The organism is Streptomyces sp. NPDC001108 (assembly GCF_053598535.1).
On the sequence record NZ_JBSFKL010000026.1, the window covers coordinates 34,515 to 55,262 of the forward strand.

At 72.5% G+C, this 20,748-nt stretch carries 17 protein-coding genes; 13 read left to right on the plus strand and 4 right to left on the minus strand.

The window, feature by feature from the left end:
- The first annotated feature begins 3 nt into the window (after positions 1–3).
- Positions 4–2,208 (plus strand): MMPL family transporter, encoded by a 2,205-nt coding sequence (locus tag ACWC97_RS32335; RefSeq protein WP_450653217.1) that lies wholly within the window; start codon positions 4–6, stop codon positions 2,206–2,208.
- Complete coding sequence (locus tag ACWC97_RS32340; RefSeq protein WP_352280839.1) at positions 2,208–2,762, plus strand: GNAT family N-acetyltransferase; 555 nt, start codon at positions 2,208–2,210, stop codon at positions 2,760–2,762. Before ACWC97_RS32335 ends, ACWC97_RS32340 begins: the two co-directional genes overlap by 1 nt.
- On the opposite strand, the gene ACWC97_RS32345 is transcribed toward ACWC97_RS32340, so the two are convergent.
- Positions 2,753–5,188 carry a helix-turn-helix domain-containing protein gene (locus ACWC97_RS32345; protein WP_450653219.1) on the minus strand — a complete coding sequence of 812 codons (2,436 nt, stop codon included), beginning with the start codon at positions 5,186–5,188 and terminating at the stop codon, positions 2,753–2,755. The genes ACWC97_RS32340 and ACWC97_RS32345 overlap by 10 nt on opposite strands.
- A 259-nt stretch (positions 5,189–5,447) precedes the next feature.
- On the opposite strand from ACWC97_RS32345, the gene ACWC97_RS32350 reads away from it, so the two are divergent.
- The 6 genes from ACWC97_RS32350 to ACWC97_RS32375 all read left to right on the plus strand — a co-directional run bounded on the left by ACWC97_RS32350 (position 5,448) and on the right by ACWC97_RS32375 (position 11,117).
- Positions 5,448–5,675: a hypothetical protein gene (locus ACWC97_RS32350; protein WP_450653221.1), complete on the plus strand. Its 228-nt coding sequence runs from the start codon at positions 5,448–5,450 to the stop codon at positions 5,673–5,675.
- A 65-nt stretch (positions 5,676–5,740) separates the two neighbouring features.
- Positions 5,741–6,910, plus strand: coding sequence for a serine hydrolase domain-containing protein (locus tag ACWC97_RS32355; protein WP_450653223.1), 1,170 nt, complete (start codon positions 5,741–5,743; stop codon positions 6,908–6,910).
- Positions 6,911–6,971: 61 nt separating this feature from the next.
- Positions 6,972–8,060 (plus strand): alpha/beta hydrolase, encoded by a 1,089-nt coding sequence (locus ACWC97_RS32360; RefSeq protein ID WP_352280816.1) that lies wholly within the window; start codon positions 6,972–6,974, stop codon positions 8,058–8,060.
- A 90-nt stretch (positions 8,061–8,150) separates the two neighbouring features.
- A complete protein-coding gene (locus tag ACWC97_RS32365) occupies positions 8,151–9,881 on the plus strand; it encodes a hypothetical protein (RefSeq protein ID WP_450653225.1) in 1,731 nt (576 codons plus the stop codon).
- Positions 9,878–10,462 carry a hypothetical protein gene (locus tag ACWC97_RS32370; protein WP_450653227.1) on the plus strand — a complete coding sequence of 195 codons (585 nt, stop codon included), beginning with the start codon at positions 9,878–9,880 and terminating at the stop codon, positions 10,460–10,462. The genes ACWC97_RS32365 and ACWC97_RS32370 overlap by 4 nt, the downstream gene beginning before the upstream one ends.
- A 13-nt stretch (positions 10,463–10,475) precedes the next feature.
- Positions 10,476–11,117 carry a hypothetical protein gene (locus ACWC97_RS32375; protein ID WP_450653229.1) on the plus strand — a complete coding sequence of 214 codons (642 nt, stop codon included), beginning with the start codon at positions 10,476–10,478 and terminating at the stop codon, positions 11,115–11,117.
- A gap of 27 nt (positions 11,118–11,144) precedes the next feature.
- Here ACWC97_RS32375 and ACWC97_RS32380 read toward each other — a convergent pair whose 3' ends face one another.
- The 3 genes from ACWC97_RS32380 to ACWC97_RS32390 form a co-directional block, all read right to left on the minus strand.
- Positions 11,145–11,360, minus strand: coding sequence for a DUF6191 domain-containing protein (locus ACWC97_RS32380; protein WP_352280808.1), 216 nt, complete (start codon positions 11,358–11,360; stop codon positions 11,145–11,147).
- Between the two features lie 32 nt (positions 11,361–11,392).
- Complete coding sequence (locus tag ACWC97_RS32385; protein ID WP_450653231.1) at positions 11,393–12,619, minus strand: PQQ-dependent sugar dehydrogenase; 1,227 nt, start codon at positions 12,617–12,619, stop codon at positions 11,393–11,395.
- Positions 12,620–12,693: 74 nt separating this feature from the next.
- Positions 12,694–13,686: an aldo/keto reductase gene (locus ACWC97_RS32390; RefSeq protein WP_352280806.1), complete on the minus strand. Its 993-nt coding sequence runs from the start codon at positions 13,684–13,686 to the stop codon at positions 12,694–12,696.
- A 151-nt stretch (positions 13,687–13,837) separates the two neighbouring features.
- Between ACWC97_RS32390 and ACWC97_RS32395 the strand changes: the two genes are divergently transcribed.
- The 5 genes from ACWC97_RS32395 to ACWC97_RS32415 form a co-directional block, all read left to right on the plus strand.
- A complete protein-coding gene (locus ACWC97_RS32395) occupies positions 13,838–14,815 on the plus strand; it encodes a 2-hydroxyacid dehydrogenase (RefSeq protein ID WP_450653233.1) in 978 nt (325 codons plus the stop codon).
- A gap of 262 nt (positions 14,816–15,077) precedes the next feature.
- Positions 15,078–17,918 (plus strand): putative bifunctional diguanylate cyclase/phosphodiesterase, encoded by a 2,841-nt coding sequence (locus tag ACWC97_RS32400; protein WP_450653235.1) that lies wholly within the window; start codon positions 15,078–15,080, stop codon positions 17,916–17,918.
- 217 nt (positions 17,919–18,135) lie between these two features.
- Positions 18,136–19,992, plus strand: a complete 1,857-nt coding sequence (locus tag ACWC97_RS32405) for an acetolactate synthase large subunit (RefSeq protein WP_385211740.1) — start codon at positions 18,136–18,138, stop codon at positions 19,990–19,992.
- Positions 19,993–20,014: 22 nt separating this feature from the next.
- On the plus strand, positions 20,015–20,542 hold the full coding sequence (gene ilvN / locus ACWC97_RS32410) for an acetolactate synthase small subunit (RefSeq protein WP_352280798.1): 528 nt from the start codon (positions 20,015–20,017) through the stop codon (positions 20,540–20,542).
- A 108-nt stretch (positions 20,543–20,650) separates the two neighbouring features.
- On the plus strand, positions 20,651–20,748 hold a 98-nt coding region (locus ACWC97_RS32415; protein WP_318273256.1), incomplete at its 3' end, for a hypothetical protein.

The window sequence follows — 20,748 nt, forward strand, 5'->3', positions numbered from 1 at the left end:
CCGTTGGCCGCCATCGCCCGCTGGTGCATCAGGCACCGTCTCCTCACCGTTCTCCTCTGGCTGCTCGCCCTCGGCGGCACGGCCACCGCGGCGGTCCTCGCGGGTTCCGCGTACTCCAACGACTACAACGTCCCCGGCACCGAGTCCGGCCGGGCCGCCGATCTCCTCAGGAGCGGCTTCACGGACCTCGGCGGTGACACCGACACCATCGTCTGGCACACCTCCGACTCCACCGTGCGGGCCGACGACGTCCGCCAGACGATGACCCGGACCCTGCACGCCGTCGAGGAACTGCCCGGGGTCGGCGCGGTCACCGGCCCGTACGGGGCGTCCGGCACCGCGCAGATCAGCGCCGACGGACGCACCGCCTACGCCGCGATCACCTTCGACCAGCGGGTCGAGGACATTCCGGCGCAGCAGGTCGGGGCCGTCGTCGACACCGCGCGGGCGGCCGCCGGGGACCATCTCCAGGTGGAGCTGGGCGGCCCCGCCGTCGCCCTCACCGAGGCGCCCTCCGCCCATCTCAGCGAGGTCGTCGGGGTCCTCGTCGCGGCGGGCGTCCTGTTCCTCGCCTTCGGCTCGCTCGCCGCCAGCACGCTGCCCATCGCCACGGCCCTGGTCTCCGTCGGCACCGCCTACGCGGGCACCGTGCTGCTCGGCCATCTGATGACGGTCGCCGACTTCGCCCCCATGCTGGGCATGCTGATCGGGCTCGGCGTCGGCATCGACTACGCCCTGTTCATCGTCACCCGGCACCGCAGAGGGCTGCGCGGCGGCCTCTCCGTCACCGAGGCCGCGCAGAACGCCGTCGCGACGACCGGCCGCGCGGTGGTCTTCGCCGGGGCCACCGTCTGCATCGCGCTGCTCGGCATGCTGATCCTGCGGCTCGGGTTCCTCAACGGGGTGGCGATCGCGGCCTCGCTCACCGTCGTCCTGACCGTGGCCGCCTCGGTGACCCTGCTCCCGGCCCTGCTGTCGTTCATCGGCACCCGGGCGCTGAGCAGGCGCGAGCGCCGGCGGCTCGCCGAGCACGGCCCGCGGCCCGAGGTGCCCACCGGGTTCGCCGCCCGCTGGTCCGCCTTCGTCGAACGCCACCCCACACTGCTCGGGGCGCTGGCCGCCATGGTGATGCTGGTACTGGCGCTGCCCACCTTCTCCCTGCACCTGGGCAGCTCCGACCAGGGCAACAACCCCGCCACGTCGACCACCAGGAAGGCGTACGACCTGCTGGCGGACGGATTCGGCCCCGGCGTCAACGGGCCGCTGACGATCGCCGCGCAGCTGGACGGCGCGGACGACCGGCTCGCCATGGACGGACTGCCCACCACCCTGCGGACCACCCCGGGCGTGGCCTCGGTGGGCCCGGTCACGTACAACAGCGGCGGCGACACCGCCTTCGTCACCGTCGTACCGGACTCCGCGCCGCAGTCCCGGGAGACCAGCGACCTCGTGGACCGGCTGCGCACCGACGTCCTGCCGCGCACCGCCGAGAACACCTCGCTCCAGGCCCATGTCGGGGGAGTGACGGCGAGCTACGACGACTTCGCCCGGATCATCGTCGGCAAACTACCGCTCTTCGTCGGCGTGGTCGTGGGCCTGGGCTGCCTCCTGCTGCTGCTGGCCTTCCGGTCGGTCGCCATCCCGCTGAAGGCCGCCGTGATGAACGTGGCGGCGGTCGCCGCCTCCTTCGGGGTCGTCGTCGCGGTCTTCCAGTGGGGGTGGGGCAGCGAGGCGCTGGGGCTCGGCAGCTCCGGTCCGATCGAACCCTTCCTGCCAGTGATCATGGTCTCGGTGCTCTTCGGGCTCTCGATGGACTACCAGGTGTTCCTGGTGGGGCGGATGTACGAGGAGTGGCTGGAGACCGGCGACAACCGGCGGGCGGTCCGGGTGGGCCTCGCGGAGACCGGCCGGGTGATCAACTCCGCCGCCGTGATCATGATCTCGGTCTTCCTCGCCTTCGTCCTCAGCGGCGACCGGGTCATCGCGATGTTCGGCATCGCCCTCGCCGCGGCCGTCGCGCTCGACGCCTTCGTCCTGCGGACCCTGCTGGTCCCGGCGTTGATGCACCTGCTGGGCGGGGCGAACTGGTGGCTGCCGCGCCGGCTGGACCGGCTGCTGCCCCGGATCAGCATCGAAATCCCCGACGCGCGGGAATCGGGCCGTGCGAAGATCCCGCAGACACCGGAAGCGGTACGAGAAGGAGCATGATGTTCGCGGTATCCCTGGGGGACGACGGGGCGGAGCTGCGCCCGCTGGAGATCTGGCAGGCGCAGGAGTTCCTCGACCACGTGGACCGGGCCCGGGAAGTCGTCGACCCGTGGATCCCGTTCGCCTCCTTCGCCACCGACCTCGCCTCGGCCCGCGACCTGCTGCGGCGGTACGCGGAGAAGCAGGCGTCCGACACCGGGCGGCTCTACGGCATCTGGCTGGACGGCACCCTCGTCGGCGGCGTGCTGTTCCGCGTCTTCGACGCCGCCTCCGGCAACTGCGAGATCGGCTGCTGGCTGGAGCCGGCGGGCCAGGGCCGCGGACTGGTGACCCGCGCCTCCCGGAAGCTGATCGACTGGGCGGTGTACGAGCGCGGCATGCACCGGGTGGAGTGGATCGCCTCGGCCGGGAACACCGCCAGCACCGCCGTCGCCCGCCGGCTCGGCATGACGCGCGACGGGGTGCTCCGCGAGAGCTACCTGTACCGGGGCGAGCGGCACGACTCGGAGATCTGGGCGGTGCTCGCCCCGGAGTGGCGCTCGCGTCAGGACTGACGGGAGGGCGGCGCGGCGTCGAAGCGGGCCGGTGCGTATCCCCTGCGGTGCTCGCGGTACGAGCGGGCCAGATGGTGCTGGAGCCGGATGTGCCGGAACTGGTACACCGCACCGGTCTGCCGCAGCACGCCCCGGCGGTACGCGTCGTCCAGGAAGGCCATCGGGTCCCGGGGCAGTCGGCCTGTCAGCGGCAGCCACACCCGCGACAGCACCAGCCAGCGCCCCCAGGCGGTGAACGAGAGCGCGTACGCGAAGGCGCCGCCGAGCCCGCCGACGGCCCCGATGAACACCGCGTCCGCCAAGGGCCAGTACAGCGGCCCGAGGACGCCGTCGAGCAGCTCGGCGAACAGGCGGCCGCCCACCGCGATGGCCAGGGTCAGCAGCGGGGCCAGGACGAGAACCTGACGGACCACCGTCGCCCGGTTCGAGGCCAGCAGCCCGGCCGGAGTGGCCGCCGAGGCGACGTCCAGCGGCGCCTCCAGCGCGGCCATGACCCCGAAGACCAGCCCGGCGCCCGTCCCGAAGATCAGCCCGAAGACCAGCATGTTGATGAGGGTGCCCTCGATCACCGCCCCGTCGGTGAGCGGAACCCCGTGGAACACCGCGCGCTGGAGGGCCAGGGCCAGCGCGCAGCCGACGCCCATCACGAACCCGCCCGGCAGCACGGCACCGAACCGGGCGGCGAAGGTGCGCACCGGTCCGCGGCCGACCCCGGTCCCGGTCCCGGGCAGCCGCAGCCGCACATGGGCGGGCTCGAAGGCCATCCCGCCGAGGCGGACCAGGACCGCGTGGACGCACCCGAACGCGAGACCGGCGACCACCCCCATCGAACCGCCCACCAGCAGCACCTCGCCGTTCGGAAATGGCAGACGGAACAGGTTGACCACCCAGTAGGCGAGCGCGACGCAGAGCGCCGAGGCCGCCACCACCGCCAGCAGCCGGACGGACAGCCGCAGCGAATCACCGATCCGCCACCACGCCAGGTCCTGCTGGTCGCGGTCGGAGCGGGCGAGGTGGTGGGCGAGATGGCCGAGCCAGAGCTCGGCCCGCTTCGGGTCCGGGTGGCGCACGCGGGGGCCGGTGGCGCCGCGTTCGGCGACGCGGCGCCGGTAGACCGTCGGCACGAACCCCGCCAGCAGGTGCTCCTCCAGCGCGTTCTCGTCGGGGAACAGCCCGGTGTCCAGCAGGTCCGCGGGGTCGCGGTCGGGTGAGTCGCTGTACATCGTCCGCGCCAGCACGACCATCAGCGGGGTGCGCAGTACCCGGGCCAGCGGAGGCGCGGCCCCGGCCCCCGGGGCACGCAGCCGGTCCAGTACGGCGGTCCAGACCGCCGGGCTCGCGCCGTCCTCGCGGGGGACCGGCCGGGCCGTCCGGGGCAGGTAGTCGGCCAGGTCGTCGAGGGTGAGATCGGTCAGCTCGATCCCGGCGGCCCAGACCAGCGGGGCCCGGACCTTCTCGACGGCCTCGGCGAACTCGGCGCGCCGACTGGTCAGGACGAGCGGGACCGAGGTGGCGTTGAGCACCTCCAGGGCCGTACCGCGCAGTCCCTCCGCGATCTCGTCGAACCCGTCCAGGACCGGCAGGACGAGATCCGAGTCGACCAGCGCGGCGGCCAGCGTCGACCCGCCGGGGGCGCGGCGGGTGAGATGCGGGTGGTCGCGCAGCAGCCGGTCGATCAGCCAGTCCCGCAGCGCCACGGCGGTGGGGTCCCAGGAGCCGACGCTGAAGAGCACCGGCACCCGTTCCCGCTCCCGCCGGTCCGCCAGCCGGTCCAGCACGAACCGGATCGTCAGCACCGACTTGCCGGAACCGGCCCGGCCCAGCACCACCAGCCGCCCGGACAGGACGCGCCGGTAGACGTCGGCGACGCCGCCCAGTTCGCCGCTGAGGTCCATCCGGTCCGGGGTTGCCCCGGGCGGCAGGCGCTGAATGTTCTCCGAGAAGTCGGTCAGCGATGCGGGGGCGTCCCGCCAGCGCACCGGGAGCGGAAAGGGATCGTGCACCCGGCGGTGCTCCTCCTCGCGCTGCCAACGCCGCCGGATCTCCCGTGCCAATTCATCGGCCGCGGTGGCGATGGAGCGAGGAACGGATACGGCCGCAGGGGAATTCCGGTCCGCCGGAACGGGTGAATTCCCGGATTCCTTCTTCTCCTCCGTCCCGGAATTCCGGGCGGGAACGGGGGAGGGCGCCGGAGCCCCGGCGGCCGGTCCCGCGAGCGTGGCCACGAGCCGCCGCCGGTCCTCGGCCCCCGCCTCCAGCGCGTCCGCCAGCGACTCCACCGTCCCCAGCCGGTAGTCGCCGGATCCGCCGGTCTCCAGTCTGCGGATCGTGCGCACGCTCACCCCGGACCGCTCGGCCAACTGCTCCTGCGTCAGTCCCGCTCCATGACGCAGCCGACGCAACAACGTGCCCAGCCGGTCCGCCACTTCGACACCCCTCCCACCACCGTGCGCGGTCGCGAAGACCCTACCGGCGGCGACCGGTCATATATGGCCGGTCGCATGTCCTGTACGCCGATCGGCGTGAACGCGACGATCGGTGGTGCCCGGCAGGGAGCGCCGACACGGGGCGGCGCACCCGTCGGGACCCCGGGCGCGAACGGCGCCCGGGGGACACGGACCGGCCCGACGCCGGACCCGGCCGCCTCTCGTGGCTCTCTCCTTCCGCGACTCATGAGGAATTGACATGGCCTTCCGGTTCTGGTGCGGCGAATGCGGATTCAAGACGGCGTGGCTCGCCGAATACGAGGGCGCCCAGCGGCAATTGGAGCATTACGCGAAACAGCACCCGGGAATTCCCGCGGGCGGCCATGTGGAGACCAACCGGAAGAACCCGGAGGGAAGATCCGGCTGTCTGCGGACCGTGGGCGTTCTCGTCCTCCTCCTGATCCTCACGGCCATGTGCCGGTACTGAGGAACGGCAGCGTCGCGCGGGGCGGTCACGGAACGCCCGGACAACCGAAAGGGACAGAGAAGAAGATGACGAACCTCGACGGACCGCCGCCGCGCCGCCACCGCCGGTGGCTGCTGCCGGTGGCCACCGCCGCCTGCCTGCTCGCCACCGGCGTCGGCCCGGCCGTCGCCGCCCCGGCCGCCGCCGGGCAGACGCCGGCCGAGATCCTCCGGGCGGGGGCCCAGCAGGGCGTCGCCGACGGCTACCCGGGCGTGACCGGCATGGTCAGGAAGGGCGACACCGCCCAGTACGTGCACGCCGGCTACGGCGACGTCGCCAACAAGGTCCCCGCCGACCCGAAGGCCCAGTACCGCATCGGCAGCAACACCAAGGCGTTCGTCTCCACCGTCCTGCTCCAACTGGAGGGCGAGGGCAGGCTCTCGCTGGACGACACCGTCGACCACTGGCTGCCGGGTGCGGTCGCCGCCAACGGCTACGACGGCAAGCGGATCACGATCCGCCAGCTGCTGAACCACACCTCCGGCCTGCCCGACTACCTCCGCTCCGTCCAGATCAGCACGCCGTACTTCCTCAACATCAACCAGCGGCAGGCGTACCCGCCGCAGACCCTGGTCGACGTCGCCCTCGGGCTGCACGCGCCGACGAGCGTCCCGGGCGAGAAATTCGGCTACTCCAACACCAACTACGCGCTCGCCGGCATGGTCGTCAAGGCCGTCACCGGTGCCGAACCGGCCGCAGAGATCCAGCGCCGCATCATCGCCCCGCTCGGTCTGAACGACACGAGCTTCCCCACCTCCGACCCCGCCCTCCACGGCAACCACCTGCACGGCTACGCACTCCGGGCGATCTTCGTCAACGACGACACGGTCTCCAACGTGCAGGTCTCCGGCAGCGCCGGGGCCATGGTGTCGACCCTGGACGACCTGGCCGCGTTCTCCCGGGCGCTGATGACCGGAAAACTCCTGAAGCCCCAGCAGATGACCGAGCTGAAGACTACGGTTCCCGTGACCACCGACGTCGGCTACGGGCTGGGCATCGAGCGCCAGAAGCTGCCCTGCGGCAAGTGGGCCTGGGGCCACAACGGCGCGGTGCTGGGCTACTTCAACAACTGGCTGAGCAGCGAGGACGGCACCGAACAGGTGCTGCACGTCAACAACGAGTTCCACATGCAGGGCGGCACGCCGGGCCAGGCCCACACGGGCAAGGCCCTGACGGACGCGTTCTGCGCACTGTGACCCGCTCCGCCGGCGCCACCCACGCGTGCCGTCCACCCACCCTTCCCGGAGAGGACCCCCGATGAGAACGTCCCCGCCGACCACCTGGCGAGCCCGGACGAGAACGGTCGTGGCCGTCGCCGCGCTGACCACGGCCCTGGCTTTCACCACCCCGCTCGCCCACGCCGAGGGGCCCGCCGCCCCGCCGGTACTGACCGACGGATTCGGCCTGACCCAGGTCGCCGGAGGCACCGAGGTCCACTCGGACACCGACTTCACCATCACCGTCACCACCCCGCAGCTCTCCGGGCAGCACAAGATCCGCGTCTTCCTGCCCAGCGGCTACCGCACCCAGCCGGACAAGCGCTGGCCGGTGACGTACTTCCTGCACGGCGGTCCCGGAAGCCCGGACGACGCCGCGGCCGTCCCCGCGCTGCGCTCGGACAAGATGATCACCGTCGTACCGGACGGCGGACGCAAGGGCTGGTACGCCGACTGGGTCATGCAGAACACCGCCGAGGGCGCGGCGAACTGGGAGACCTTCCACCTGAAGCAGGTCGTCCCCTTCATCGACGCCAATCTGCGCACCCTCGCCGACCGGGGCCACCGCGCCGTCACCGGGCTGTCGATGGGCGGCTTCGGCGCCCTGCACTACGCCGAGGCCCGCCCCGACCTCTTCGGCCATGTCGCCGCGCTCTCCGGCGGCATCGACTTCGGCATGGCGGAGGTGCGCGCGGTCGTCCTGGCCACGGAGCTCAACCTGCCCGGCGCCTGGTGCGCCCTGAGCACCTCCGGTACCGGCGACTGCACCGGCTACGGGCCCGTCGTCGACAGCGACGCGATCTTCGGCTCCCCGTACCCGGTGTTCGACGCCGACCGGATCTGGAAGGCGGTCGACCCGGCCGCCCCGGTCAACCTGGCCAGGCTCGACGGCACCGGCATCACCCTCTACACCGGCGACAACGACCTCATCGACCACTACACCGCGATCGCCTCCCGGAACGTCAAGTCCCGGCTGGACGCGCTCGGCCTGAAGAGCCGGTTCGTCGACTACGGCGACGGCTCCTCGCTCTCGCCGCAGTGCAACGGCGGCCACAACTACGGCTGCTGGGCCGCCGCCTTCGCCGACTACATACCCCGTCTCACGTCCGCCTTCGACGCCGCGGACTGACCCGGCACCGGCGGCAGGGGCCGTGCCCCGGCGCGACCCGCCGGGGCACGGTTCCCCCCACATCGCGAGGACAACGGAGGAGAGCGCCACATGACCGAACAGCGACCCGGGCAGCGCCCGGGAACGAGCGACGGGCGCGGCGGAGCCGGCCGGCCGGCCTCCCACGACGGCAGGGCGCGGCGCCCCGGCAACGCCCCGTACGAAGGCAGACGCAGCGACGCCACCCGGCTGCTGTGCGCGGGGGTCCACCTCGACAGCGACTTCCGGCGACGCGTGATCCAGGAACTCGTCCTGCACGAGGAGCGCCCGGTCGCCCCCTCGCTCGGCGTCGACGCGCTGCCGGTCCTCGCGCACGCGCTGCGCGCCCGCCGCGCGGAGGTCCGGACCGCGCTGATGCTGCTGGTCCTGTGGGTCCTGTTCATCGGGCTCGGATTCGCCGGTGTGGGGTCCGAGCCCCTGCTGCCGCTGCCCTGGTGGCTGGGGTACGCCCTGGTCTGCGTCCTCCTCGGCGGCGTACGCGTGGCGACCGGACTCGGGGTCGCGCTCTTCACCCTGGACCGGCGGATGGTCGAACAGGCCACCAGCGGCCGGCTGAAGATGCTGCTCCCGGTCCTGCCCGCCGTCGCGGCGCTCACGTACTGGGTCGCCGCGGTGTTCGCCCTCGTCAGCGGGACCGGCGCCTGGACGGCGGTGGTCCTCCCCCTGCTGCTGACGCTGCCGGTGTGGGCGTACCGCAGCCACGTCACCCGGGTCATGCGCACGGAGCTGGGCTCCGCGGACTTCCCCGGAATGAAGCGCGAGCCGCTCCCCGACACCGCCCGCTACCGGCGCATCGCCGGGGCCATCGCCCGCGAGCAGTACGCGACCCTCACGATCTACGACCCGTTCCGTCCCTTCATCGGTGCCGGACGGCCCTACGAGGAGCCGTGGTCGCTGGTGATGGAGCTGAGGAAGCGCGACGGCGGACGGGCGGACGGCCTGCCCGGCCCCCGCCCGGAGCCGGACTCCGGCACCGCGGCCGGTCCGCTCACCGGACGGGAGGTCATCGACCTCATCAAGCCGCAGCTGGAAGCCCTGCGCACCTCCGCCGCGGCCTCCGGAAGGGACCGTCTGCGGGCCCTGGAGGTCGAGGAGTTCGTCTACCTCCCGACCGGCTCGGCCCGCTGGGAGGTCGACTACGGACCGTCGGCCGTCGACCGGCACCTCGCCGAGGCGGTCGGCGAGGGCGCGGAGGGCCGCCGCCACTTCCTGCGCATCCGGGTCGGGGCATGGGACGAACAGATCGTGGTCTCGGTGCTCGTACGCGTCCACACCCAGGGCGGCATGCTCGTCCTGGAGGTCGTCCCGCACGTCCTCACCCCGGTGCGGCCGGAGTTCCAGGCCGTCGACGTGATCGAGGCCCGGGGCGAACCCGACCCCCTGCGCGACGCGGTCCGCGCCGTGCTCGCGACGCCCGCCGCCAACTTCGCGGCGGGGACCTCCCTGGCGAACGCGGTCATGGCCGAGTTCCGCACCTGGCTGGCCAACCCGCGCCGCGCCTTCCCCGACGGACCGGTCACCTCCGTACGGGAGCTGGGCAGCACGGCCGAACTGTCGGTGTTCCAGGAGATGGACGTCAAGCGGTACGTACGGACGGTGCAGGACCGGATCGCGACCGGAGTGCGCGAGGCGCTGCGGGCGAAGAACTACGAGACCGGAGACTTCGAACGCCAGGTCGTCACCGTCAGCGGCGGCGGGGTGTTCATCGGAACGATGCACGGCGGCGCGGTCGCCACGGGCGAGGGCGCCTCGGCGGCCCACGGGAAGGGAGACATCCGATGACGGGGAACGGCGACAGCATCCATGACGGGGAACGCGGGGACGACACGGACGGCCGGGAGGACCGGGGGAGCGGCGCCGGCACGGCGGACCGGGCGCCCGGTGGGATCTCCATCGGCCTGATGACCGGTGGCGCGGCGGCGACCGGAGCGCGTGCGCACGCCGAGGACCGCGGTGAGCGGGTGGCGGACTCCGCGACGATGGAGCACCCGCCGGGTGCCGCGTCCGCCCCGCCGGCCGTCGCGGGCGGCATCGGCATCGGCACGATGACGGGCGGCGCGGTGGCCTCCGGCGACGACGCCCACGCGGTGGACTCCTCGCGGGAACTGGTCGCCGCGTCGCCCGAACTGCTCGCGGCCGTCGCCACCCTGCGCGGTCACCTCGGGGTGCTCACCAGGACCGACGAGGTCGCGGAACTCGACGCGGGGCTCGCGGAGGTCGAGGGGGCGGCGGCCGGCGACGGCCGGGTGCGCCGGGACCGCCTGCGCTGGCTCCGGGACCGGCTGGACGTCGGAGCGACCGCGGCGGCGGGGCTCGCCTCGGCCGCCGCGGTGGTCCAGGCCATCGCCCAGCTCGGCGGATGAGGAGCGGAGTCCGATGAGCCAGTGGGACGCGGAGGGACAGCGCTGGGTGCCGGGCTCCTCCCCGGCGACGGGCAGCGGGGAGCCGCCCCCCGACAGCGACCTGTCCCGCGTGCTGATCGTGGCGGCCCTCGTCGTCCTCCTGCTCGCCGTGGCGGGCACGGCCGTCTGGGTGCGGTCGGGCGACGACGGCGCCGGGGGCGGGGGAACCGTCCTCACCACCCCGTCCGGCCCGCCCCCGACGGCCTTCGGCGACGACCTCCCCGGTACCGCGGACCCGTACGGCGACGACACCTACGAGCCCGACCCGTACGGGAGCGACACCTACGAGCCCGACCCGCCGGCCCAGGAGGAAGTCCCGCCCGCGCCCGACGGACCGGCGGACACGGTGCGGAGCTACTACGAGGCGATCAACAGCGGCGACTACGACACGGCCTGGGAACTCGGCGGCAAGAACCTCACCAAGAGCTTCTCCGCGTTCACCTCGGGCTTCGCCGAAACGGCGAGCGACGACGTCCGGGTGACGGACACCGTGGGAGACACCGTCCACGTGGACATCACCGCGTACCAGACGGACGGCTCCCGGCAGACGTACACCGGCACCTACACGGTGCTCGACGGCACGATCACCTCGGCCCGCGTCCGACGGACGGGCTGACCCGCGAAGGCCGGGCGGGAACCCCGCTCAGCCCTGGTCGTCGGGATCGCCCGGCGCCGCGTCCGGACCGGACTCCCGGTCCGCGCCGGGCGATCTGACGACCACCTTCCCGGAGGCCAGGTCTATCGGGCCGCGCCCCGGATCGCCGGTGCCGAGATCCACCCGGGACAGCTCCAGCCGCTTCCGTTCGTCGTTGGTGTGCTTGCGGCCCGGCGCGAAGAGTTCCTCGAAGAAGTTGAACACCGGCCGCACGTCCTTCCCGCGCTGTCGCCCCGCTACCGCACGGTCAGCAGCAGGATCCTGTCGTCCTCCGGCCCGGGGGTGCCACGGGTGTCCGTATTGCTCGTGACCAGCCAGAGCTTGTCGCCGCCCGCGGCGAGCACGGTGCGCAGACGGCCGTACTTCCCTTCCAGGAACGACTGCGGCGCGGCGGAAGGTTCCCGCTCACCGCCGGAGAGCGGGATCCGCCAGAGCCGCTTGCCGCGCAGCCCCGCCATCCAGATCGACCCCTCGGCGAAGGCGATCCCGCTCGGGGACGCCTGGGACGTCTTCCACTGCGCCACGGGATCCACGAACCCCTTCTTCCCCGCCTTCCCCTCGGCCTGCGGCCAGCCGTGGTTCCCGTCCGGCACGATCCGGTTCAGCTCGTCCCAGGTGTCCTGGCCGAACTCGGACGCCCACAGCCGCCCCTGCCCGTCCCAGGCGAGCCCCTGCACATTGCGGTGACCGTACGAATACACCACGGAGTCGGCCGCCGGATTGCCGTGCACCGGCTGCCCGTCCGGGCTCATCCGGAGGATCTTGCCGGCCAGCGACTCCTTGTCCTGCGCGAGCCCGGTGTCCCCCGTCTCGCCGGTCCCGGCGTACAGCATCCGGTCCGGACCGAACGCGATCCGTCCGCCGTTGTGCAGCGACCCCTTCGGGATGCCGCGCAGGATCGTGTCCGGCGCACCGAGCAGCCGGCCCGGAGTGGTGCCGTCCTCGTCGTACTGCATCCGGGCGATGCGGTTGTCGGACGCGGTCGTGAAGTACGCGTACACCATGTGGTCCACGTCGTACGTGGGGGCGACGGCGATGCCCAGCAGCCCGCCCTCACCGGAGGGCGCCACCCCCGGCACCGAGCCCAGCAGGGTCTTCTTCCCGGTCGTGCCGTCGATCCGGGTGATCGTCCCCTTGTCGCGGGAGGAGACCAGCAGATCGCCGCCGGGCAGCGCCGCGAGCCCCCAGGGCGAGTCCAGGCCCCCGGTCAGCGTCGAGACCACCTTCACCGAGCCCTTGGCGGGCGGCCGCGGCGGGGCCGCGGGGGAGGAGGACGCCGGAGCCGGGTGCGAGGCGGGCGGTGTGCTCGCGGTGCCCGCCGCGCCGGGGCCCCCGCCCGAGGAGCACCCCGCGGTCAGCGCCAGCGCCCCGGCCGCCAGCGCGGCCACCACCGGGCCGCCCGGGCCCCGGCGCCCCCGCCGCCCGGCAGGGGTTCGTACAGATCCGAACAGAACACCGCGCACAGCACCGATCCCTTCGACGGACACCCGACCACCGTTCCTACCCCATGAACGCGAGCCGCCACCGGGGCGGCGTCTCAGTCCCACGACCCCTGCGCACGGGGCAGCGCGGCGATCTCCGCCAGGTCCCGCGCGGTCAGCCGCAGCCCGGCCGCCCCCGCGTTCTCCACCGCCCACCGCTCCCGCTTGGTCCCCGGCACCGGCACCACGTGCGGCCCCTGCCGCAGCACCCAGGCCAGCGCCACCTGCGCGGCGCTCGCCCCGTGCCGCTCGGCGATCCTGCGCAGCCCCACGACCACCGGCTGGTTCGCCGCCATCATCTCCGCGGTGAACCGGGGGTGCCGGGCCCGCAGGTCCTCCGGCTCGAAGCCCTGCCCCGGCGTCAGCGTGTCCGTCAGATAGCCGCTGCCCAGCGGCATCGCGGCCAGCAGCCCCACCCCGCGCGTGGTGCACCACGGCAGCAGGGACTCCAGCGCCTCCGGCGACCAGACCGAGAGCTCCGCCTCCACCGCGCTCACCGGGAAGACCTGCTGCACCCGCTCCAGCTGACGGATCGTTTCGTCGTACATGCGGGACCCGGAACGCCGTGAGGCCCGCGCCCCGACCGCGCAGAGCCCGAGCGCCCGCACCTTCCCGGCGGTCACCAGATCCGCCATCGCGCCCCAGGTCTCCTCGATCGGCACCTCGGGGTCGGGCCGGTGCAGTTGGTACAGATCGATCACATCGGTCTGCAACCGGCGCAGCGAGGCGTCGCAGGCCCGCCGCACATAGCCGGGACGGCCGTTGGCCACGATGTGCTGATCACCCACCAGCAGACCGCACTTGGTGGAGACGAACGCCTCCGACCTGCGGCCCTTCAACGCCCGGCCGACCAGCAGCTCGTTGGTGAACGGCCCGTACATGTCGGCCGTGTCGAGCAGTTGGACGCCCGCGTCGAGCGCGGCGTGCACCGTACGCAACGCGCGGTCACCGCGCTGCTGCGAGGCGCTGTACGCCCAGCTCATCGGCATGCAGCCGAGACCGACCGCCCCCACGGCGAGCGCCGCCGCACCGAGACTCCTGCGCTCCAACTCCCCGATCCTCCCCGGGCCCACCGCCGAACCGGGCCCATGCCCCGCCGTGGCGGGACCGCACCGCACACCCCAAAGTAACCTCTGCCGCTAACCGCACCGCGCACGGCCTCCGACGATCACCCCTCCGGTGAGGATTAGCCTCCTGACCATGACTTCGACGAACATCCCCGACAGCCCCGCACCGGCGAGGACGACCGAGGTGTGGCTTCCGTTCCCGGCCGGAGGGATCGACGGGCTCCCCGAGTCGCTCACGTACCGTCACTGGGACGGCGGGCCCGACTTCCCCGCGGACCCCGCCGACTGCGCCTTCTACGTCGTGCCGTACATGAAGGGGGCCGAGGTGTCGGTGCGGCCGCTCGCCGGGATGACGGGCGTCCGGGTCGTGCAGACGCTGACCGCGGGCATCGACCACGTCGAGCCGGGGCTCGGCGTGCTGCCCGCCGGGGTACGGCTCTGCAACGCCAAGGGGGTCCACGAGGCGTCCACCGCGGAGCTGGCCCTCACCCTGATCCTCTCCTCCCTGCGCGGCGTACCCGGCTTCGTACGCGGCCAGGACGCGGAGGAGTGGCGGTCCGGTTTCTACCCGGCGCTCGCCGACCGGTCCGTACTGATCGTGGGGTACGGGTCCATCGGCGCCGCCATCGAGGACCGGCTCGAACCCTTCGAGTGCGCGCGGGTGGTGCGCGTCGCGCGCTCCGCACGGGCATCCGCGCGCGGTCCCGTGCACGCGCTCGACGAGCTGCCCCGGCTGCTGCCCGAGGCCGACGTCGTCGTGCTGTCCACCCCGCTCAACCCGTCCACCCAGGGGCTGGTCGACGCCGGGTTCCTGGCCGCGATGAAGGACGGGGCGCTGCTGGTGAACGTCGCACGGGGCGGCGTCGTCGACACAGCCGCCCTGCTGTCCGAACTGGAGTCCGGCCGGCTCCGGGCCGCGCTCGACGTCACCGACCCGGAACCCCTGCCGCCGGGCCACCCGCTCTGGCATGCTCCCCACGTCCTGATCACCCCGCACGTGGGCGGCAGTTCCTCGGCCTTCCTCCCGCGCGCCAAGCGCCTGCTGGCCGCACAGCTGGGGCGGTTCGCCGCGGGAGAACCGGTGCGGAACGTGGTGCTCACCACCGGCTGACCACGCAACGCGGGGGCGCCGTCGCGCACGGTACCGGACAACCTCCCAGGTCGTCACGGAGAGTAGAGGGACTATGTCCCTGTGTGACGAGTCTGGTGTATCGTCCCGAAAGGGGCGCTGAGCCGCGGAGTGGAGGGACGGCGCCGGGGAGGACGCGACACGCGAGGGGGCGACGGGTGATGCACGGGCGATGGGCGCACGATCCGACACCACCGGACAACCGACGAGGGCCGGAGTACGCGGCGATTCCCGGGGCCCCCCGGTGAGCGCGCCGGCCGACGCCCTCGGGGCGCTGCTCTTCCGGAGGTCGGCCGCGGGCGGCGTGTCCCCGCTGCTCTGGCAGATCCTTCTCGGTGTCGTCTGGGCCGGATACGCCGTGGGCTCGGCCTTCGGCTGGGGCTCCTCGCAAATCGCCCTGTTCATGGGCGACTTCGGCCTCAGCGCGGCGGCGCTGGTCGCCGCCGTCTCCTGCTACCGGTACGCGCGGGAGGGCAGCAGCCGGTTCCGGCCCGCCTGGATGCTCTTCGCGCTCTCCTCGTTCATGGCCGCCGCGGGCAACGCGGTCTGGGGCTGGTACGAGGTGGTGCTCGGGCGCCCGGTACCCACCCCCTCCCTGGCCGACCTGCTGTTCCTCTGTTTCGCGCCGCCCGCCATCGTCGGGCTGCTCGTCCTCGCCAAGCGCCCCGTCACCAGGGCCGGCTGGCTCTGTCTCGCGCTGGACTCCTGGCTGATCGGCGGATCGCTCCTCACGCTCTCCTGGAGCCTCGCCCTCGCCCACACCGCGCACCTGGTGGACGCCGAGGGCGTGAGCGTGGCCCGGGTGGCGCTCGCGCTGGCCTATCCGCTCCTCGACATCGTGCTGGTCTCCATGGTGCTGGCGCTGCACTTCCGCCGCTCCAGCGTCAACCGCTCCGCGGTGAACACCGCCGTGGCCGCGCTCGCCCTGACCGTACTGTCCGACGCGCTGTTCACCTCACCGCTGCTGCGGCAGACCTATCATTCCGGCCAAATGCTGGACGCGGGCTGGTTCGCCGGCTCCCTGCTCCTCGCCTACGCCCCCTGGGGGGCCGACCGGACGGCGGACGGCCCCGCCGCCCTCCCGCCCCGCGGGGGGCAGCCGGCCAGCCGCCCCATCGCGGGCTCCCTGGCCGCCCTGACGCCCTATCTCGCCGCCGCCGTCTGCACGCTCGGCATCCTCTACAACGCCATCGAGGGCCGCCGGGTGGACCGTGTCGTGATCTTCACCGGCTGCACGGTGGTGCTCGCCCTGGTGGTCCGGCAGGGCATCATGCTCGTCGACAACATCGCCCTCACCCAGGAACTGGCCCAGAAGGAGAACCACTTCCGCTCCCTGGTGCAGGGCTCCAGCGACGTCATCATGATCGCCGCCCCCAACGGCGTCCTGCGCTACGTCAGCCCCGCCGCCGCCGGGGTGTACGGGCGGGAGGCGGAGGAACTGGTCGGGGCCGAGCTCTCCTCGATCATCCACCCCGAGGACCTGGGGCGGGTGATCCACGAGGTGCGCCGGTTCCTCGCCGCCCCGCCGAGCGAGGAGCCCACCACCCGGATCGAGTGCCGCTTCAGATCCGGCACGGGCGACTGGCTCAACGTCGAGTCCACGGTCAACCGGCACCAGGGCGGGCTGATCCTCAACAGCCGCGACGTGACCGAAAGAGTGCGCCTCCAGGCCCAGTTGCAGCACAACGCCGAGCACGACCCGCTCACCGACCTGCCCAACCGCGCCCTGTTCACCAAACGGGTCCGCCAGGCCCTCGGCGGCCGCCGCTCCGGCGACCAGGGCACCGCCGTCCTCTTCATCGACCTCGACGGCTTCAAGGCGGTCAACGACCGCCACGGCCACCAGGCGGGCGACGAGCTCCTCGTCCAGGCCGCCCGCCGCCTCCAGGAATCCGTCCGGGCCGGCGACACGGCGGCCCGCCTCGGCGGCGACGAGTTCGCCGCGATCATCCTCGGCGACGGCACCCGCGACCAGTCGGCCCGGGAATGCCAGGTCCACGAGATCGCCGACCGGCTCCGCCTCACCCTCTCCCAGCCGTACCGGGTCGGCACCGGCGACGTCCGGGTGGCCGCGTCCATCGGAGTGGCCTTCGCCGAACCGGGCATCAGCCCCAGCGACCTCATGCGCAACGCCGACCTCGCCATGTACCGCGCCAAGGCCGGCGGCAAGGACCGGGTCGAGCTGTACGCCCCGCAGATGCAGGCCGACGTCGTACGCCGCTCCGAGCTGGCGGCCCGGCTGCGCACCGCCCTGCGCGACGGCGAGTTCGCCCTGCTGCACCAGCCCGTGGTGAACCTCGCCAGCGGCACGGTCGCCGCCGTCTCCGCCCAGGCCCGCTGGCGCTCGACCCAGGGCATCCTGTTCACCCCGGCCGAGTTCCTCCGCGTCGCCGAGGACGGCGACCGCACCGCCGAGCTGGGCCGCTGGCTGCTCGAAGAGGCCATCGAGCAGGCCGCCGAGCGGGCCAGGGCCGGGCACCCGGCCTCCGTGGCCGTACGGCTCCCCGCCCGCCGCCTCCTCGACAAGGGGATGCCGTCCGGCTCCGTCGAGGCGCTGCTCACCCGGCACGGCCTGCCGTCCGGGGCGCTGATGATCGAGGTCGCCGACAGCGACCCCAGGATCTCCTTCGACGAGCTGGAACAGCGTCTCGTGGCCCTGCGCCGCATCGGGGTCCGTATCGCGCTCGACGGCTTCGGCAGCGGCTACGCCGCGATCAACGCCCTGCGCAGGCTCCCCATCGACGTGCTCAAGCTGGACCGGGAGCTGGTCGAGGGCGTGGTGGAGTCCGCCCGGCTGCACAAGATCACCAGCGGTCTGCTCCGCATCGCCTGCGATCTCGGCCTCCAGTCGGTGGCGGACGGGGTGGACCGGCCGGAGCAGGTCCTCGCGCTGCGCGCCATGGGCTGTACGCACGGCCAGGGCATGGCCTTCTCCGGCCCCCTCGACGAGTACCGGCTGCGGCGCACGCTGGCCCGCGGCGAATTCCAGGTGCCCGGCGGGAGGCTGGCCCAGCCGGTACTGACCGGCGGTTCCGTACCCCTCCTCAGCGGATCACATGGTGAGACGCCCATCCCACCCACTTGACATCGCGAGTGCGTCGGAGAGAGGGTCATTGCCATGCGCACCCGAATTCTCGTACTTGGACAGCGCGTCGGCTGAAGCTGAGTCCCGCACGGCACTCCGCAGACCCATACCGACGCGCTCCCCTCGCTTGCCTCACGGCACGAGGGGTTTTTTGTTGCACTGGCACTACGCAAACTGTCGCAAAGCACCCGCAGAAACCCTCAGCTTCGAGAAGAGAATGCCGATGACCGAGCAGGCCACCGGGGCCCACCATCCCCAGCCGCGGGCCCGTAACGGCGGATCGTCCGCCGCCACCGTTGAGCACGTCACGGGCGCGCAGTCCCTCATCCGCTCCCTCGAAGAGGTGGGGGCCGACACGGTATTCGGCATTCCCGGCGGCGCCATCCTCCCGGCGTACGACCCGATGATGGACTCCAGCCGGGTCCGCCACGTGCTGGTCCGCCACGAGCAGGGTGCCGGGCACGCGGCCACCGGCTACGCCCAGGCCACCGGCAGGGTCGGCGTCTGCATGGCCACCTCCGGCCCCGGCGCCACCAACCTGGTCACCCCGATCGGCGACGCCTACATGGACTCCGTCCCGATGGTCGCGATCACCGGCCAGGTCGTCTCCAAGGCGATCGGCACGGACGCCTTCCAGGAGGCCGACATCTGCGGCATCACCATGCCGATCACCAAGCACAACTTCCTGGTCACCAGGGCCGAGGACATCCCGCACACGATCGCCGAGGCCTTCCACATCGCCTCCACCGGCCGTCCGGGCCCGGTCCTGGTCGACATCGCCAAGGACGCCCTCCAGGCGCGGACCACCTTCAGCTGGCCGCCGACCCTGGACCTGCCCGGCTACCGCCCGGTCACCAAGCCGCACGCCAAGCAGATCCGCGAGGCCGCCAAGCTGATCACCCAGGCCAAACGCCCGGTGCTGTACGTCGGCGGCGGTGTCATCAAGGCCGGCGCCACCGCCGAACTGAAGGTCCTCGCCGAACTCACCGGAGCGCCCGTCACCACCACGCTGATGGCGCTCGGCGCATTCCCTGACAGCCACCCGCTGCACGTCGGAATGCCGGGCATGCACGGTGCGGTCACCGCCGTCACCGCGCTCCAGAAGGCCGACCTGATCGTCGCCGTCGGAGCCCGCTTCGACGACCGCGTCACCGGCAAGCTGGACAGCTTCGCCCCGTACGCCAAGGTCGTCCACGCCGACATCGACCCCGCCGAGATCGGCAAGAACCGCGCCGCCGACGTCCCGATCGTCGGGGACGCCCGCGAGGTCCTGGCCGATCTGGTCCAGGCCGTCCAGGCCGAGCACACCGAGGGCCATGTGGGCGACTACACGGCCTGGTGGAAGGACCTGAACCGCTGGCGCGAGACCTACCCGCTCGGCTACGACCTGCCCGAGGACGGCAGCCTCTCGCCGCAGCAGGTCATCGAGCGCATCGGCCGGCTCGCCCCCGAGGGCACCATCTTCGCGGCGGGCGTCGGCCAGCACCAGATGTGGGCCTCGCACTTCATCCAGTACGAGCAGCCCGCCACCTGGCTGAACTCGGGCGGTGCCGGGACGATGGGGTACGCGGTCCCCGCCGCGATGGGCGCCAAGGCCGGGATGCCGGACCGCACGGTCTGGGCGATCGACGGCGACGGCTGCTTCCAGATGACCAACCAGGAACTCACCACCTGCGCGCTCAACAACATCCCGATCAAGGTCGCCATCATCAACAACGGCGCCCTCGGGATGGTCCGCCAGTGGCAGACCCTGTTCTACAACCAGCGCTACTCCAACACCGTGCTGCACTCCGGCGCGGACACCGAGGGCGCCCCGGCGAAGGGCACCCGGGTCCCGGACTTCGTCAAGCTGTCCGAGGCCATGGGCTGCCACGCCATCCGCTGCGAGGACCCGGCCGACCTGGACAAGGTCATCGAAGAGGCCAACGCGATCAACGACCGCCCCGTCGTGATCGACTTCATCGTCCACGAGGACGCCATGGTCTGGCCGATGGTCGCCGCCGGCACCTCCAACGACGAGGTCATGGCCGCCCGCGGGGTGCGCCCCGACTTCGGCGACAACGAAGACGACTGAGAGACAGAGAGAGACCGACGCCATGTCCACCAAGCACACGCTCTCCGTCCTGGTCGAGAACAAGCCCGGTGTCCTCGCCCGGATCACCGCCCTGTTCTCCCGCCGCGGCTTCAACATCGACTCGCTCGCGGTCGGCACCACCGAACACCCCGACATCTCCCGCATCACCATTGTGGTGAGTGTCGAGGACCTGCCCCTGGAGCAGGTCACCAAGCAGCTCAACAAGCTGGTCAATGTCCTGAAGATCGTCGAACTCGAGCACTCCGCTGCGATCCAGCGCGAACTCGTCCTGGTGAAGGTCCGGGCCGACAACGAGACCCGCTCCCAGATCGTCGAGATCGTCAAGCTGTTCCGCGCCAAGACCGTCGACGTCTCCCCGGAGGCCGTCACGATCGAGGCGACCGGCGGCACCGACAAACTGGAGGCCATGCTCAAGATGCTGGAGCAGTACGGCATCAAGGAGCTGGTCCAGTCGGGCACCATCGCCATAGGCCGTGGCGCGCGCTCGATCACCGACCGGTCGCTGCGCGCCCTCGACCGCACGGCGTAGCCCCCGAAGGGCCCGCCGCTCGCCGCCCGTATGGCGAGACCCGAAAACGTATCTGACGCACCCCGCCGTACGGTGGGACGCAACACCTGCACACCAAGGAGAAACCCAGTGGCCGAGCTGTTCTACGACGACGACGCCGACCTGTCCATCATCCAGGGCCGTAAGGTCGCGGTCATCGGTTACGGGAGCCAGGGGCACGCGCACGC

Bases quoted from the DNA above. Each gene is read 5' to 3' on its own strand.
- ACWC97_RS32340 (WP_352280839.1), top strand. From the start codon at position 2,208: ATGTTCGCGGTATCCCTGGGGGACGACGGGGCGGAGCTGCGCCCGCTG.
- ACWC97_RS32375 (WP_450653229.1), top strand. From the start codon at position 10,476: ATGAGCCAGTGGGACGCGGAGGGACAGCGCTGGGTGCCGGGCTCCTCC.
- ACWC97_RS32365 (WP_450653225.1), top strand. From the start codon at position 8,151: ATGACCGAACAGCGACCCGGGCAGCGCCCGGGAACGAGCGACGGGCGC.
- ACWC97_RS32355 (WP_450653223.1), top strand. From the start codon at position 5,741: ATGACGAACCTCGACGGACCGCCGCCGCGCCGCCACCGCCGGTGGCTG.
- ACWC97_RS32350 (WP_450653221.1), top strand. From the start codon at position 5,448: ATGGCCTTCCGGTTCTGGTGCGGCGAATGCGGATTCAAGACGGCGTGG.
- ACWC97_RS32395 (WP_450653233.1), top strand. From the start codon at position 13,838: ATGACTTCGACGAACATCCCCGACAGCCCCGCACCGGCGAGGACGACC.
- ACWC97_RS32370 (WP_450653227.1), top strand. From the start codon at position 9,878: ATGACGGGGAACGGCGACAGCATCCATGACGGGGAACGCGGGGACGAC.
- ilvN (WP_352280798.1), top strand. From the start codon at position 20,015: ATGTCCACCAAGCACACGCTCTCCGTCCTGGTCGAGAACAAGCCCGGT.
- ACWC97_RS32360 (WP_352280816.1), top strand. From the start codon at position 6,972: ATGAGAACGTCCCCGCCGACCACCTGGCGAGCCCGGACGAGAACGGTC.
- ACWC97_RS32405 (WP_385211740.1), top strand. From the start codon at position 18,136: ATGCCGATGACCGAGCAGGCCACCGGGGCCCACCATCCCCAGCCGCGG.